Here is a 13,140-nt window from a genome sequence, read left to right as displayed (position 1 = left end):
TTGCGCCTTGCAATCGGTGATAACCTACTACTGACCGACTGCAGATTGCAAGCGGTTGTTTCTGGAGATGGGAGGAACCGGTGAAGGACGAGCACCGTTCCGGGTGTCCGATCAACCTCTCCGTCGAGGTGCTCGGCGACAAGTGGTCGCTGATCGTCATCCGGGACCTGATGTTCGGCAACCGGAGGCACTTCCGGGAGCTGCTGAACAACTCCGAGGAGGGCATCGCCTCGAACATCCTCGCCGCCCGGCTGCAACGCCTCACCGAGAACGGGCTGGTGTCCAAGGCCGCCGATCCCAGCCACAAGCAGAAGGTGATCTACAGCCTCACCGAGCCCGCGATCCAGCTCGTCCCCGTGATGGCTCAGCTCGGCGCCTGGGGCCGCCGCCACCTGCCGGTGACGCGTGAGCTGGCCATCCGCGCCGAACTGCTCGAACGCGGCGGCCCGGAGCTGTGGGCGGAGTTCATGGACGAGCTGCGCGAGCAGCACCTGGGCATCCCGCGCCCGGAAGGTGCGGAGTCGGTCTTCGACCGCCTGCGCGCCGCCTACGAAGCCGAACTCGCCCGCACCTGATCACCCGGGGCTGTGTCAATTTCGCACGAAATTGACCGTCACCCGGGTGAACGTCAATTTCGCACGAAATTGACACGACGTCGGGTGACGGAGCCTCGGTGTCAGGGCCGGGGACGGTAGCTGGCGATCGTGACCGAGGCCGTTGGCGCGAGGGGCTTGGGCAGCGCCGCGATCTGGGCGCGGAGGGCTTCGGGGTCGGCGTGCCAGGCGCTGGGGCCCATCGCCACCACCGCTTCGGCTTCCGCTTCCGCCAGGGAGAGCCGGAACTCGCAGGTCCGCTGCGCGATCAGGTCGAAGTGGTCGGCCAGCTGCTCGGTCAGGCGCTCCTGCTTGCGCTCGTCGACCTTGAGCAGGCCCAGTGCCGACACCAGATCCGCCAGGTGATCGCCGTTGGGCACGACCACCACGAGCCGCCCGTCCGGGCGCAGGACGCGGTGCATCTCAGCGGCGTTGCGGGGCGCGAAGACGTTCAGCACCGCCGAAGCCGCACCTGTGCGAACCGGCAGCCGCTGCCAAGCATCGGCGACGGCAGCGCCCATGCGCGGGTGAGCCTTGGCCGCGCGGCGCGAGGCGTACTTCGAGACGTCCAGCGCGAGCCCGATGCGGTCCGAACCCTCAAGAGCACGTGCGAGGTAGTAACCGGTCCCGGCCCCGATGTCGACCACGCAGCCCTCGACACCGGACAGCGCCTCGGCCGCTGCGTCGGCGATCGGCGCGTAGTGGCCGGCGGCGAGGAAGTCCGCGCGGGCCGCGACCATCGCCGCCGTGTCGCCGGCGACCTTCGTGCCGCCGGGCAGCAGGCTCACGTAGCCCTGGCGGGCGATGTCGAACACGTGGTTCGCCGCGCAGCGCAGGCTGTTGCCGGTCCGGTCCAGGTCGGCACCGCAATGCGGGCAGGCCAGCACCGCCACCACGTCGTCCAGCAATCCAGCCCTCCACACCGCATCGTCGACAGGCGATTGTAGAAGTCGGCGGCGCGAGCGAGCCGCGCGGACGACGCTCGGCGCGAGCTGGGACGGTGGGTGCGATGTGGGATTGGGCAGCAGCTCCCGACTACTGGGCCGCGCGGTTCGCGGTCGCGCACCTGGTCGCCCTCACCTACCTGCTCGGATTCGTCAGCGCGCTGCGGCAGTTCCGGGGGTTGCTCGGCGAACGCGGGCTGACCCCGATCCCCCGCTTCCTGGCGCACGTGCCGTTCCGGGAATCGCCCAGCCTGTTCCACCTGCACTACTCCGACCGGTTCTTCGCGGGCGTCTGCTGGGCCGGGATCGCAGGCAGCGCGCTGGCGCTGTTCGCCGACCTGGCGCCGCTGTGGGCGTGGCTCGCGCTGTGGACGCTGCTGTGGCTGCTGTACCTGTCGATCGTCAACGTCGGGCAGGTCTGGTACTCGTTCGGCTGGGAGTCGCTGCTGCTCGAAGCCGGGTTCCTGGCGATCTTCCTCGGCCCGGCCGGGATCGCGCCGCCGACCCTGGTGCTGTGGTTGCTGACCTGGCTGCTGTTCCGGGTGGAGTTCGGCGCCGGGCTGATCAAGATGCGCGGCGACGTCTGCTGGCGCGACCGCACCGCGCTGTACTACCACCACGAGACCCAGCCGATGCCCGGCCCGCTGAGCCGCTGGTTCCACCGGCTGCCGCGCGCGGTGCACCAGATGGAGGTGCTGGCCAACCACTTCACCCAGCTCGTCGTGCCGTTCCTGCTGTTCGCACCGCAGCCGGTCGCCACAGCGGCCGGGCTGGTCGTGGTGGTGACGCAGGGCTGGCTGATGCTCAGCGGGAACTTCGCCTGGCTGAACCTGCTGACCATCGCGCTGGCGTTCTCGGCGATGAGCGCACCCGCGCCGCCGACGGCCGGGCTGCCACCGTGGTTCGCCGCGCTGGTGCTGGCGTTGACGGTGGTGTTCGCGGTGCTGAGCTACTGGCCGGTGCGCAACATGCTCGGCAAGCGCCAGGTGATGAACCGCAGCTTCAACAGGCTGCACCTGGGCAACACCTACGGCGCGTTCGGCAGCATCACCCGCACCCGCTACGAGGTCGTCGTGGAGGGCGCCGCCGACGTCGACGGCGAGTGGCGGGAGTACGGGTTCAAGGGCAAGCCCGGCGACCCGCACCGCCGCCCGCCGCAGGTCGCGCCCTACCACCTCCGGCTGGACTGGCTGATGTGGTTCCTCGCGCTCTCCCCCAGCTACGGCCGCACCTGGCTGCCCGGCCTGGTAGAAGCGCTCCTGCGCAACGACGAGCAGGTCCTGCGCCTGCTGCGCCACAACCCGTTCCCGGACCGGCCGCCGCTGCAGATCCGCGCGGATCTGTACCGCTACCGCTTCACCACGCGCGCCGAGCGCCGCGAGACGGGCGCCTTCTGGATCCGCACCCGGGTCGGCGACTTCGTCCCGCCGCTGACGCTCGCCGACCTGACGTGACCTGCGGCCGTCGGGTGCGGTCATCAGGGTTTCAGATGGCGGGCGAGTCCTGGGCGGACAGTTCTTCGACCAGTTCCACGCAGCGCAGGCGGGCTGGGGAGAAGTCGTAGGGCATCTTGCCGATGGCTTCGAACGCGCTCATGGAGTCGTCATCGGCGGCAGCGGGGTGCAAAGCGTCCCAGGCGTCGAAGAGGGCATCGTCGTCCTCGTCCAGGCCGGATTCCTCGATGACGGCGTGCAAGGCGCTTTCGAAGGCGTGCCGCTCGGCGGCCACTCGAGCCACCCGTGGATCATCGACGGCGACGCTGTCGTCGAGAGCTTCCTCGGCGGCATCGATGCGGTCGGATTCCTCCCGCAGCGCGGGATGCGTGGCGAGGGCGACGAAGCGGGTGGCCTGGACGGCCGCGCCGAGCGGGCCGAAGATCCGCTCGGTGACCAGCAGACCGTCCAGGTCCGCCTGGCGCAGGGAGCCCTCGGGCAGGCCCTTGAGGCGTTCGGTGACGAAGTCGGAGAGCAGGCCCATCCGGCTGCCCTCGGTGCGCATCCGCTGCACGGCGGCCCGTTGCCGCCGCACTTCCGCCTCTCGCTCGGCGAGGGTTTCCACCAACCGGTCCAGGATGCCCGCGACAGCTTCTCCGCTGTCCGCACCGGCGGAAGCCGTGCCGGTGGTGAAGGCGTCACGGATGTCGTCCAGGGCGATCCCGGCATCGGCCATCTTGCGGATCCACAGCAAGCGGATCATGTCCTCGTACCCGTAGCGACGGCGGTCGTCGCCGCCCCGCTCGGGCTCGGGGAGCAGGCCGATCTCGTGGTAGTGGCGGATCGCCCTCGGCGTGATGCCGGCGAAGGCCGCGGCGTCACCGATCTTGACCTGGCGGGGTGGCATGAAAGACGAGTGCACGAGCAGGGGCCTTTCCTCGAGGGGCGTAGGTCAACGGGACCACATGCCGCTGCGGAAGGTGCAACCCCGTACGCACCGCGCCAATGCGCCCTTCCCCCGCAACGACCGCATCCTGCTGGGGCAGCATCGCCCCGATCGGGACCGGGCGACGTGCGGAACCAGCTGGCGCAACGCCCCGCCCGCGTGAGTCCTCAGCGCCCCGAGAACTCGGCGAGGCGGATCAGCCCGCGGCGGCTGCTTCCAGGGCGGCGATGTCGAGCTTGCCCATGGCCAGCATCGCCTTGGTGACCCGGGCGGCCTTCGCCGGGTCCGGGTCGGTGATCAGCTCGTACAGCCGGGTCGGGACGATCTGCCAGGACAGGCCGTACTTGTCCTTGAGCCAGCCGCAAGGGCCCGGCTCGCCGCCCTCGCCGAGCTGCTGCCAGAGCCGGTCCACCTCGTCCTGCGACTCGCACCGGACCTCCAGCGAGATCGCTTCGGTGAAGGTGAACTCCGGGCCGCCGTTGATGCCGACGAACTGCTGCCCGGCCAGCTCGAACTGCACGGTCATCACCGTTCCCGGCGTCCCGGGCCCGGCTTCGCCGTAGCGCAGCACCTGCGTGATCCGCGAGTCCTCGAAGATGCCGGTGTAGTGCTCCGCCGCCTGCTCGGCCTCGGTGTCGAACCACAGGTTGGTGGTGATCTTCTGCTCGATCTGGGCCATCGTCGTCTCCCGTCCGCTCCCGCACCACTATCGGCGCGGACAGGTGGGCCGGCCACCGCAGCTGAACCGCGCCTAGTGCGGCGGTCGACTCCGGGTGCTGCCAGCGAGGCACCGCGCCTCGTAGCCGGTCGCGCGTGCGAGCGCGGCGAGTCCGCCGAGCACGATCCGCTGGAGCGCAGCGGGCACGCCGGCGAGATAGCCGTCCTGGTACTCCCACAGCAGGGCGACCGCCAACGGGTTGCGGGGGACGCGATTTCGCGTCGTCCTGCCCGCCGCGTCGAGGCTTCGCCACAGCTGGAACATCTGCCAGTGCCGCAGCGGCGGGCGGATCTCGTGCAGCAGCACCACTTCCGGCGAGTCCGTGCGGAACCGGTGCACCTGCCCGGCAGCGGCCGCGACGGTTTCGCCGGGACCGGCGTCGATGTCCTTCCCCGCGACGCGGAAGCGCACGCGGCCCTGCTGCACGGTCCACCGCTCGGCGAGCGCGGGGTGCCAGTGGGAACCGGCCTGCCGCTCCGGCCGGGGAATCCGGTGTTCGAGGCGCAGGAACGGGCCGTCGTCGTCCCTGCCCTCGGCCAGTCGCGTGACGCGGTGGCCGTTCCGGAAGATCAGCGTGTCCACACCTTCTCCTTCACGAAGGCAACCTTCCCAAAAAGCTAAGGTAGCCTTCGCTTCATGTCAACGGAGAACGCGTCTCTGCTCAAGCTGCTCGTCCTGACCACTCGCGCGGTCGAGCGCCGGGTGCACGAGAGGCTGCCGCTCAGCGATCTGCGGCCGGCGCACTACGCGGTGTTCCGGTACCTCGATCCGGCCGGCTCGAAGGTGACGGCGCTGGCCGAGGCGGCCGGGATGACCCAGCAGTCGATGGGAGAACTGGTCGCGCACCTCGAACAGCACGGCTACGTCGAGCGGAAGGTGGACCCCCGGGACCGCCGGGTGCGCCTCGTCGTGCCGACCGAGCGCGGCAGGCTGGCGGTGACCGAGGTCGGCTCCGCGATCGCCGAGGTCGAGCGCGACCTCGCCCGGCGGATCGGCGAGAGCGGCGTCGCCGAGCTCCGGAACCTGCTCGGCGGCACGCTCGACGCGCTCACCTGATCGGCACGTGGCCGGAAGGGCGGTTTCGCGCGAAATCGGCGCCGGCTCCGCCTGCGGGAAAACGATTTCGCGCGAAATCGCCGGTTCACCACGCCGGGCGCAGCGGGTAGTGCGCGTCGGCGTCGTCGAGGCGGACGCCGAGGACCTGGTGGAGCTGGACGATGTTGCGCTCGAAGCCCAGCCGGCAGGCCGCCATGTACAGCCGCCACACGCGCGCCCGCTCCAGACCGACCTCGGCGACCGCTTCGTCCCAGTGCGCTTCGAGGTTCTCGCACCAGCCCGCCAGCGTCAGCGCGTAGTGCTCGCGCAGGTTCTCCTCGTGGCGCACCTCGAAGCCGTTGTCGTTCATCGCCGAGACCAGGGTTCCCACCGGTTCCAGCTCACCGTCCGGGAAGACGTAGCGGCTGATGAACTTGCCCGGCCGGGCGCCGAAGCTGCCGTCCGGGCGGGTGATGCAGTGGTTGAGCAGCCGCCCGCCGGGCACCAGCTTGTCGTGCAGGAACGAGAAGTACGACGGCAGCTGCGCCAGGCCGATGTGCTCGGTGAGCCCGATCGAGCTGACCGCGTCGAACCCGGTCTCGGGCACGTCCCGGTAGTCCAGGTGGCGGACCTCGGCCAGGTCGGCGAGGCCGCGCTCGGCGATGGCCTTCTGCGCCCACTGCGCCTGCTGCCGCGACAGCGTCACGCCCAGCGCGCGGACCCCGTAGTGCTCCGCGGCGTGCATCACCATGCCGCCCCAGCCGCAGCCCACGTCGAGCAGCCGCATCCCCTCCCGCAGCCCGAGCTTGCGCGCCACCAGGTCGTGCTTGGTGAACTGCGCTTCCTCCAAAGTGGACTCCGCAGTCGGGTGCACCGCGCAGGTGTAGGCCATCGACGGGCCCAGCACCCACTCGTAGAACCGGTTGGACACGTCGTAGTGGTAGGAGATCGACCTGCTGTCGCGGCGCTTGGAGTGCCGCCAGCCGCCCGACGACCGGTGCTCGACCGCGGGCGGCCGCACCGGCCACCACAGCCGGTACCCGGCCAGCTTCACCAGCAGCTCGCGGCGCAATCCCGGCGGGACGTCCTGCAGCGCCACCGACGGGAAGGCGGCCAGCGCGGCGTACATGTCGCCGTGCACCTCCAGCGCCCCGGTGACGTAGGCGCGGGCCAGGCCGAGCTCGCCGGGAGCCGCGGCCAGGTGCGAAAGCGCCAGCGGGGAGCGGACTTCCACGCGGATCTCGGCGCCGGGCGGCCCGGTCCGGCTGCCGTCGAAAGCTCGGATCTCCACCGGGGCACCGTCCCCGAGGATGCGCGCGAACACCTCTGCCCAGCCCATCAGCGAATCCCCTTCCTCACTTCTCCCGCACGCACTTCTCGTACAGCCCGGGCAACCGGCCCGCCGGGTCGTAGCGCTCCTTGAGGCGCTGGTAGGCGGGCTGGTTGTAGAGCCGCCAGAACTCCTCCTCGGTGAAGTAGGAGTTGGAGTACAACGACTTGTGGCCGTCCAGCTCGGTCACCACCCGCTCGATCGCCCGGTTGTGCCGGCCCGGCGCCTCGCCCCTGCGCAGCGGCACCGTCGACCAGAACCCGACGTTGATGTACAGCTCGTCGGGATCCATCGGGTACAGCGGCCAGCCCTTCGAGTCGCGCAGCTGCACCGGGCACAACCAGACCGGCGAGATGCCGATGTCGCGGTGGAAGAACTCCAGGAACTCCGGCAGCCGGTCGACCGGGATCTCCACGTCCTGGATCACCGGCTCGTTGACGCCGTGACCGCGCAGCACCGCGAGCCGGTCGGTCACCGCGTGCCTGCGGTCCCAGGCCACGATGCGGCGGTAGACGTCGGAGCGGCGGTAGCGCTGCGGCCAGAAGCGCCGCACCAGCGGGCGCTGCGCGCCGAACGCGCGGGAGCACCAGAACCAGTCGGTGTCCCAGCGCCACAGGTAGTCGTGGACGCTCAGGTGGTCGGTGCGCCGCTGCTGGATGGAGCGGTAGTAGATCTGCTGCCCGGTGTAGTCGCTGGCGAACGGCGCTTCGTCCACATAGGACCCGATCGTCAGGTACTGCTCGCGGGCGCTGAACACGGTGCCGTCGAGGAAGTCCACCGGGTGCCCGTCGAAGGTGCGCTCGCGGCAGATCTGCGCGAGCGCCGCCGCGCACTCCCGGGCCGTGTCGAACCGGACGTGCTCCAGCCGCACGAAAGGCCGGACCTGTTCCAGCTCGATCTCCAGCCGCAGCGCGTAGCCCAAGGTGCCGTAGGAGTTGGGGAAGCCGCGGAACAGCTCGGCGTGCTCGTTGTCCGGGCGGGCGCGCACGACCTCGCCGGAGCCGGTGAGGATCTCCATCTCCCGCACCGATTCGTGCGGCAGGCCGCTGCGGAACGAGGTGGACTCGATGCCGAGACCGGCCACCGCGCCGCCGAGCGTGATCGTCTTCAGCTGCGGCACCACCATCGGGATGTGCCCGGACGGCAGCAGCGCGTCGACGGCGCGCTCGTAGGTCGTCATGCCCTGCACCTGCGCGGTGCGGTTGGCGGTGTCCACCTCCAGCACCTTGTCGAAGCGGCCGACGTCCAGGCCCGGACCGGCCGCGGGATCGCGGAACCGGAAGAGGTTCGAGGTGGGTTTGGCCAAGCGCACCGGCGCACCTGCGGGCAGTCGCGCGTACTCCGCGACCAGAGCGACTACGTCGTCGGAATGGCTGCCTGTCGCGACTGTTCCCCGATCGGCCATGCCCCCGACTCTATTGCCGGGGCTGCCCGCGAGCATCCCGTTTTGCGGTCGGCAGCCACCGTGCAGGACCCGGCAAATCCGGAAAATCGACCCGGCGCGGCACCACCAAGATCGAGATAACCGCTGGTCGCGGCTTCAGACGCGACGTCACCGGAGGTAGTTGTACGAGACAACCGAATTCGCCGGGAATTCGATCGCTTGGACGAATCCCCCGAGCGTCGATCACCCTGCGCGACGCAGCGCCCAGGCGTGCAGCCCGCGGAATCCCTGGACCTTCTGGGGACCGACCGAGATCAGCCGGTACGCCGGGTTCTTGCGCAGGGACAGCGCCAGCTCCCGGTCGACCAGCGCCGACGCCGGGCGAGCCACCGAGGTCAGGCGGCTGGCGGCGTTCACCGTCGAGCCGTAGACGTCGCCGAAGCGGGCCAGCACCGGCCCCTCGGCCATCCCGATGCGCAGCGGCGGCAGCAGGCCGTTCTCCGCGACCTTCTCGTTGAGCGTCAAGGCGATCTCGGCGGCGTCGGCGGCCGTGTCGGTCACGAACAGCACCTCGTCGCCGATCGTCTTGATCACCCGTCCGTGGTTCTCCGCGACCACGCCCCAGGCCAGCGATTCGAAGCCGTCGATCAGCTCCTCCAGCTCGCCCGCCTGCTCGCTGAAGTCCCGGATCAGCCGGGTGTAGCCGACCAGGTCGGCGAAGCCGATCACCTGCAGCCGCTCGTCGGCGCCCGCGTCCCGCTCGGTCATCTCCCGCGACGCGGTGGCCGCCAGGTGGCGCCGCCACACGTAGCCCTGCATCTGCTCCATCACCGGCAGGATCACCGAGGCGATCTGGGCGGTGGTCTCGACGTCCACCGCGAACTCCCCGCCGAGCAGCTGATCGAAGATCTCGACCTGCCACTCGGCCAGCCGGGACATCGTCTGCGCCAGCGAGCGGGCCACCGCCGACTCCAGCTCGGGCGGGATCACCTCCGCCGAGACCAGCTCCACCAGCGAGCGCAGCGCGGCGATGTCGGCATCGGTGAACACCACCGCGTCGTCGGCGACGTGCGCGAACCCCATCGCCTGCCACAGCTTCTCGGCACGCTGCACCGGCACGCCCGCAGCCTCAGCGACCTGGCCCTTGGTGTAGCGCGCGGCGCCGCCGAGGATGGTCTCCTCGACCACGTTGCCGCGCGCGGACGGCTTATCGCGTGGTTCGGACAACGAGCACATCGCATTCCGCTCGACGGGACACCTCGGACGGCACCGAGCCGAGGATCCGCCCCTTCAACGTGTTCAACCCGCGGCTGCCGACCACCATCAGGTCGGCGGACTCCCGCTCCGCGGCGGCCAGCAGCACCCCGATCGGCGCCCCGACGGCAGCGGAGGTGTCCACCGCCTTCGCGCCCGCCCGGCGGGCGACGTCGGCGGCGTCGCGCAGCGTGGCCTCGGCGGGCGCCGAGCCGACCACCTGGAAGGCCTCGTCGCCCAGCTCGTCGCGCGCCTGCTCGACCTCGCGGTCCGGCGTCGGGTAGTAGGCGCACACGATCACCAACCGGGCGGCGGAGTCGCCGGCGACGGCTCCGGCGCGGGCGACCGCGCGCAGCGAGGGCTCCGAGCCGTCCGTCCCGACGACCACGGTGCGGTAACTGGACATCGCACTCCCACTTCCCTGGCTGATCTTTCGCCTGGCACCGGCGTGAACCCTAACGATCCCGACGCCGCGCAGTCACGGGTTGCGACCCGCCCGCGCCAGCTGTGAGCGGACCGACACGCTCCCACCGGCCGTTTTGTCGCAACGGCCAAACCATACCGCCATCTCTCATCCGACCCCACAACATGATCACGCACCGCAGCCGCGTAGGTTTCGCCAACAACGTGCAAACCATTTGGTGATCCACGACACGGACGACGTTGCGCGGGACGTTCGCCGGGCCGAATCACGCCATGTACGTCACCCTTTCGCGCAAGAGAAAGCACCAGGAGTAGAACCGTGACCTCACCAAGTCTCCAGCCCGGGCGGGGGATATTCCGTCGCAAGCCGATCGACACCATCACCGAGGACACCGGTGGTGGCGGCCTCCAGAAGTCGCTCGGCCTGTGGCAGCTGACGGCGATCGGCGTCGGCGGCATCATCGGTGCCGGGATCTTCTCGCTGGCGGGCGCGGTGGCCAACGAGAAGGCCGGTCCGGCGGTGCTGATCTCGTTCCTCATCGCGGGCATCGCCAGCGCGGCGGCCGCGTTCTCCTACGCCGAGTTCGCCGGCATGATCCCCAAGGCCGGTTCGGCCTACACCTACGGCTACGCCGTGCTCGGCGAGGTCGTCGGCTGGCTGATCGGCTGGGACCTGCTGCTGGAGTACACCGCGATCGTGGCGGTGGTGGCCATCGGCATCTCGGGCTACTTCAACGAGCTGGTCGGCTTCATCGGGCTCGACCTGCCCGCCTGGATGATGGGCGCCCCGGGCACCGAGGCCGAGGGCGTAGCGCCCGGCAGCTACAAGATCAACCTGTTCGCGGCGCTGCTGTGCCTGCTGATCGCGTTCGTCCTCAACCAGGGCATGAAGAACGCCGCCCGGTTCGAGACCATCCTGGTGTACCTGAAGGTCGGCGTCGTCCTGCTGGTCATCGTCGTGGGCGCGTTCCACATCGACGCGGGCAACTACAACCCGTTCTTCCCGTACGGCATCAGCGGCGCGTTCGCCGGGGCCGCGACGGTGTTCTTCGCGGTGTTCGGCTACGACGCGATGAGCACCGCGGCCGAGGAGTCCAAGGACGCCCAGCGGCACATGCCGAAGGCGATCATGTACTCGCTGGGCATCTCGATGGTGCTCTACGTGCTGGCCTGCCTCGTGCTCACCGGCATGATCCCGTTCGCGCAGATCAGCAGCGAGAGCGCGTTCGCGTCGGCGTTCTCCGACGTCGGCCTGCCGGTGCTGGGCGCGATCATCGCGATCGGCGCGATCCTGGGCATCCTGACCGTGCTGTTCACCTTCATGATGGGCGTGACCCGCGTCGGCTACGCGATGAGCCGCGACGGGCTGCTGCCGAAGTGGTTCGCCAAGACGCACCCGGTGCGCAAGGTTCCCACCCGCTTCACCTGGCTCATCGGCATCGCCTCGGCGCTGATCGCCGGCCTGCTGCCGATCGGCGAGGCCGCCGAGCTGACCAACATCGGCATCCTGCTGGCGTTCGTGATCGTCTGCGCCGCGGTGATCGTGCTCCGCTACAAGCGGCCCGACCTGCCGCGCGGCTTCAAGACCCCGGGCATGCCGATCGTGCCGATCATCGGCATCGTGTTCTCGATCTGGCTGGTCACCTTCCTGGCCCCGGAGACCTGGCTGCGCTTCGCGGGCTGGTTCGCCATCGGCCTGGTGATCTACTTCGCCTACGGCTACCGCAAGTCGAAGCTGAACCCGGACAACGCCGAGAGCACCGAGCAGTGAGCTGACCCCCGGTCCCGAGGGCCGGACCCCCGCAGAACGCCGGATCGCCCAGCGCGGTCCGGCGTTCTGCCGTCCGGGCCCTGCCGCGATTTCAAGGGAAATCAAGTGTCCGATCTCCATTGAAATCGCATCTCGTGGAAGTTGTCCTTCGCGATGCGGAAGAACACGATCGATCCAGGATGTTCGCTGCGTCTCAGCGTGGAGTGGATCACAGCGCGGCGGGCGTTCAGCGGCTTAGGGTTCCGCCGAAAGTTCCTGCCGGGCCTCAACGCTGAGGGGTGCCTGTGACGCGCGTTCGCGAGCTGAGCCCATACGTCGAATTGCACCGGGACCAGTGGCGGGAACTGCGAGATTCCCTGCCGCTGTCGCTGACCGAGGACGAGCTCGACGCCCTGCGCGGGCTCGGCGAGCAGGTCGACCTGGCCGAGGTCGCCGACGTCTACCTGCCGCTGTCGCGGCTGATCAGCCTGCAGGTGGCCGCCCGCCAGCGGCTGCACCAGACGACCACGACGTTCCTCGGCGAGGAGACCGGCGGCACGAAGGTGCCGTTCGTGATCGGCATCGCGGGCAGCGTCGCGGTCGGCAAGTCGACCACCGCGCGGCTGCTGCGCACCCTGCTGGCCCGCTGGCCCGACCACCCGCGCGTGGACCTGGTGACCACCGACGGCTTCCTCTACCCGAAGGCCGAGCTGGTGCGCCGCGGCCTGATGCACCGCAAGGGCTTCCCGGAGAGCTACGACCGGCGCGCGCTGCTGCGCTTCGTCACCGAGGTGAAGTCCGGCGCCCCGGAGGTGGCGGCGCCGCTGTACTCGCACGTGGCCTACGACATCCTGCCCGGCGAGCACAACGTGGTGCGGCAGCCGGACATCCTGATCATCGAGGGGCTCAACGTCCTGCAGCCGGCCCCGAGCCTGGCGGTGTCGGACCTGTTCGACTTCTCGATCTACGTCGACGCCCACACCGAGCACATCGCCCGCTGGTACGCCGACCGCTTCCTGGCGCTGCGCAGCACGGCGTTCGCCAACCCGGAGTCGCACTTCCACCACTTCGCGCAGCTCTCCGACGAGGAGGCCCTGGCCGAGGCCGGGCACCTGTGGCGCACGATCAACGAACCGAACCTGGTGGAGAACATCCTGCCCACCCGCCCGCGCGCGACCCTGGTGCTGCGCAAGGACGCGGACCACTCGATCAACCGGGTCCGGCTCCGCAAGCTCTGACGCGCGGTCCGTCCGGCCCGTCGGGGATTGGGCCGGACGAACCGCACGCCCTGCCGCTGGTGGCGACAGGGCGCGACGTTTCCGGAGACCTG

Annotated in this window: 13 protein-coding genes; 5 read left to right on the top strand and 8 right to left on the bottom strand. The window is 70.0% G+C overall.

From position 1 onward, the window contains the following. Positions 1–80: 80 nt before the first annotated feature. On the top strand, positions 81–575 hold the full coding sequence (locus OU416_RS22845) for a winged helix-turn-helix transcriptional regulator (protein WP_270929054.1): 495 nt from the start codon (positions 81–83) through the stop codon (positions 573–575). 101 nt (positions 576–676) lie between these two features. Here OU416_RS22845 and OU416_RS22840 read toward each other — a convergent pair whose 3' ends face one another. Continuing rightward, the gene (locus OU416_RS22840; protein WP_270929053.1) at positions 677–1,501 is read right to left on the bottom strand and encodes a putative RNA methyltransferase; all 825 of its coding nucleotides are present in this window, start codon (positions 1,499–1,501) and stop codon (positions 677–679) included. A gap of 101 nt (positions 1,502–1,602) precedes the next feature. Here OU416_RS22840 and OU416_RS22835 point away from each other — a divergent pair, with 101 nt between their 5' ends. Beyond that, positions 1,603–2,991 carry a lipase maturation factor family protein gene (locus OU416_RS22835; RefSeq protein WP_270929052.1) on the top strand — a complete coding sequence of 463 codons (1,389 nt, stop codon included), beginning with the start codon at positions 1,603–1,605 and terminating at the stop codon, positions 2,989–2,991. A gap of 31 nt (positions 2,992–3,022) precedes the next feature. On the opposite strand, the gene OU416_RS22830 is transcribed toward OU416_RS22835, so the two are convergent. From OU416_RS22830 to OU416_RS22820, 3 genes are all read right to left on the bottom strand, one after another. Further along, positions 3,023–3,877, bottom strand: coding sequence for a MerR family transcriptional regulator (locus OU416_RS22830; RefSeq protein ID WP_270929051.1), 855 nt, complete (start codon positions 3,875–3,877; stop codon positions 3,023–3,025). Between the two features lie 235 nt (positions 3,878–4,112). Next, the gene (locus OU416_RS22825) at positions 4,113–4,595 is read right to left on the bottom strand and encodes a VOC family protein (RefSeq protein ID WP_270929050.1); all 483 of its coding nucleotides are present in this window, start codon (positions 4,593–4,595) and stop codon (positions 4,113–4,115) included. Positions 4,596–4,667: 72 nt separating this feature from the next. After that, a complete protein-coding gene (locus OU416_RS22820) occupies positions 4,668–5,216 on the bottom strand; it encodes a cupin domain-containing protein (RefSeq protein WP_270929049.1) in 549 nt (182 codons plus the stop codon). A 54-nt stretch (positions 5,217–5,270) separates the two neighbouring features. On the opposite strand from OU416_RS22820, the gene OU416_RS22815 reads away from it, so the two are divergent. Further along, on the top strand, positions 5,271–5,690 hold the full coding sequence (locus OU416_RS22815) for a MarR family winged helix-turn-helix transcriptional regulator (protein ID WP_270929048.1): 420 nt from the start codon (positions 5,271–5,273) through the stop codon (positions 5,688–5,690). Positions 5,691–5,775: 85 nt separating this feature from the next. On the opposite strand, the gene OU416_RS22810 is transcribed toward OU416_RS22815, so the two are convergent. The 4 genes from OU416_RS22810 to OU416_RS22795 all read right to left on the bottom strand — a co-directional run bounded on the left by OU416_RS22810 (position 5,776) and on the right by OU416_RS22795 (position 10,043). After that, positions 5,776–7,008, bottom strand: coding sequence for an SAM-dependent methyltransferase (locus OU416_RS22810; RefSeq protein WP_270929047.1), 1,233 nt, complete (start codon positions 7,006–7,008; stop codon positions 5,776–5,778). Positions 7,009–7,024: 16 nt separating this feature from the next. Beyond that, positions 7,025–8,404, bottom strand: a complete 1,380-nt coding sequence (locus OU416_RS22805; protein ID WP_270929046.1) for an FAD-binding oxidoreductase — start codon at positions 8,402–8,404, stop codon at positions 7,025–7,027. Between the two features lie 222 nt (positions 8,405–8,626). After that, the gene (locus OU416_RS22800; protein WP_270929045.1) at positions 8,627–9,610 is read right to left on the bottom strand and encodes an adenylate/guanylate cyclase domain-containing protein; all 984 of its coding nucleotides are present in this window, start codon (positions 9,608–9,610) and stop codon (positions 8,627–8,629) included. Then, a complete protein-coding gene (locus OU416_RS22795; protein WP_270929044.1) occupies positions 9,591–10,043 on the bottom strand; it encodes a universal stress protein in 453 nt (150 codons plus the stop codon). The genes OU416_RS22800 and OU416_RS22795 overlap by 20 nt, the downstream gene beginning before the upstream one ends. A gap of 336 nt (positions 10,044–10,379) precedes the next feature. Between OU416_RS22795 and OU416_RS22790 the strand changes: the two genes are divergently transcribed. Together OU416_RS22790 and coaA are read left to right on the top strand one after the other, a co-directional pair. Further along, positions 10,380–11,831, top strand: coding sequence for an amino acid permease (locus OU416_RS22790; RefSeq protein WP_270929043.1), 1,452 nt, complete (start codon positions 10,380–10,382; stop codon positions 11,829–11,831). Between the two features lie 284 nt (positions 11,832–12,115). Continuing rightward, on the top strand, positions 12,116–13,048 hold the full coding sequence (gene coaA, locus OU416_RS22785; RefSeq protein WP_093153900.1) for a type I pantothenate kinase: 933 nt from the start codon (positions 12,116–12,118) through the stop codon (positions 13,046–13,048). The last annotated feature ends 92 nt before the right edge of the window (positions 13,049–13,140 follow it).

The sequence above is a fragment of the Saccharopolyspora indica genome, from assembly GCF_027853965.1.
In the GTDB taxonomy this organism is placed as follows: domain Bacteria; phylum Actinomycetota; class Actinomycetes; order Mycobacteriales; family Pseudonocardiaceae; genus Saccharopolyspora; species Saccharopolyspora indica.
Note: the sequence above shows the minus strand (reverse complement) of the source record. Positions and strands in the feature narration are given on the sequence as shown.